Here is a 1,367-nt window from a genome sequence, read left to right as displayed (position 1 = left end):
TAAATCAGATGTAGTCTTATAGAATCTATTTTTAAAAAATATCAGTAGGACAAAATCAAATTTTTAGAGAGCGTTCAAAATTCTGTGTCAGCCGAATTGGCTAGAGTTTAATTATATCATCGAGCCTGCCTTCAAAGTAAATCGATAACTGTGTGATGGTTTGCCCCCAGTTTGTCACCGGCATTGTCCATTTTTCAGAAGCCTGTTGAATGCCAATATACAGCAATTTCAGCAGGCTATTTTCATTCGGGAAAGCCCCCTTGGTTTTGGTCAGTTTTCTGAATTGGCGATGTACTGCTTCAACCGCATTGGTGGTATAAATTGGCTTCCTAACCGCTTTCGGATATTTGAAATAGGCACTGAGTAAATGCCATTTTTCACGCCATGAACGAATGACTTTCTCGTATTTATCCCCCCATTTGGCTTCCAGCTCATCTAGCGCCATTTCAGCTGCCTGCTTGGTATCTGCTCGGTAAACAGGCTTCAGATCAGCCATAAAGGCTTTTTGATCCTTACTGGCCACATAACGCAAGCTATTGCGGATTTGGTGAATAATACATAACTGCACTTCTGTCTGCGGAAATATCGCAGCAATTGCTTCAGGGAAGCCTTTAAGCCCATCAACGCAGGCGATCAGAATGTCTTGTATGCCACGGTTCTGCAAATCTGTGAGTACGCTGAGCCAATAATTAGCACCTTCACTTTCTGATAGGTAAAGACCCAGCAGTTCTTTATGGCCTTCGGTATTTAATCCCAGTACGGTATAAACGGCTTTGTTGACATAACGGCCTTCATCCTTGATCTTGTAATGGATGGCATCGAGCCACACAAAGGGATATACGGCATCAAGCGGCCTCTGTTGCCAGGCACGTAATTCGGGGATTAGCTTGTCTGTAATATTGGTAATGGCACCCTCGGAAATATCCAGTGCATACATATCGGCAATATGTTTTTGAATATCACGGTAGCTCATGCCGAGCGCAAACAGTGAGATGACTTTACTGTCGATCTCTTCAGAGAGTTTGGTTTGATTTTTCTTGACGAGTTGAGGCTCAAAATCACCAGTGCGATCACGAGGTGTTTCCAGTTCAAATGAACCGGAGGATGATTTTACGGTCTTGCGAGAGTAACCATTCCTGCGATTGGATGGTTTAGGATTTTCTTCCAGATAGTTTTCAATTTCAGCATTTAAAGCCGCTTCTGTCAGCTGTTTGATTAGTGGTGTCAGGATACCGTTTTCACCAGTGAGGGGTTGTCCTGATTGTAATTGTTTTAAAGCTGCTTCGAAATCAAAGTTGTTTGCCATGATGTGTCATTTCCTGTTTGATTCAGTTTATTGAAATGACACAGATTTTTGAACACTACCG

General features: G+C 42.4%; 1 protein-coding gene. It reads right to left on the bottom strand.

Annotation, left to right across the window (positions count from 1 at the left end; genetic code table 11):
- Positions 1–100 precede the first annotated feature (100 nt).
- Positions 101–1,306, bottom strand: coding sequence for an IS256 family transposase (locus FTV37_RS17440; RefSeq protein ID WP_004911237.1), 1,206 nt, complete (start codon positions 1,304–1,306; stop codon positions 101–103).
- Positions 1,307–1,367: the final 61 nt, after the last annotated feature.

Source organism: Acinetobacter sp. YH16042 (assembly GCF_013417245.1).
Taxonomy (GTDB): domain Bacteria; phylum Pseudomonadota; class Gammaproteobacteria; order Pseudomonadales; family Moraxellaceae; genus Acinetobacter; species Acinetobacter amyesii.
This window is presented reverse-complemented; position numbering and strand designations above follow the sequence as displayed.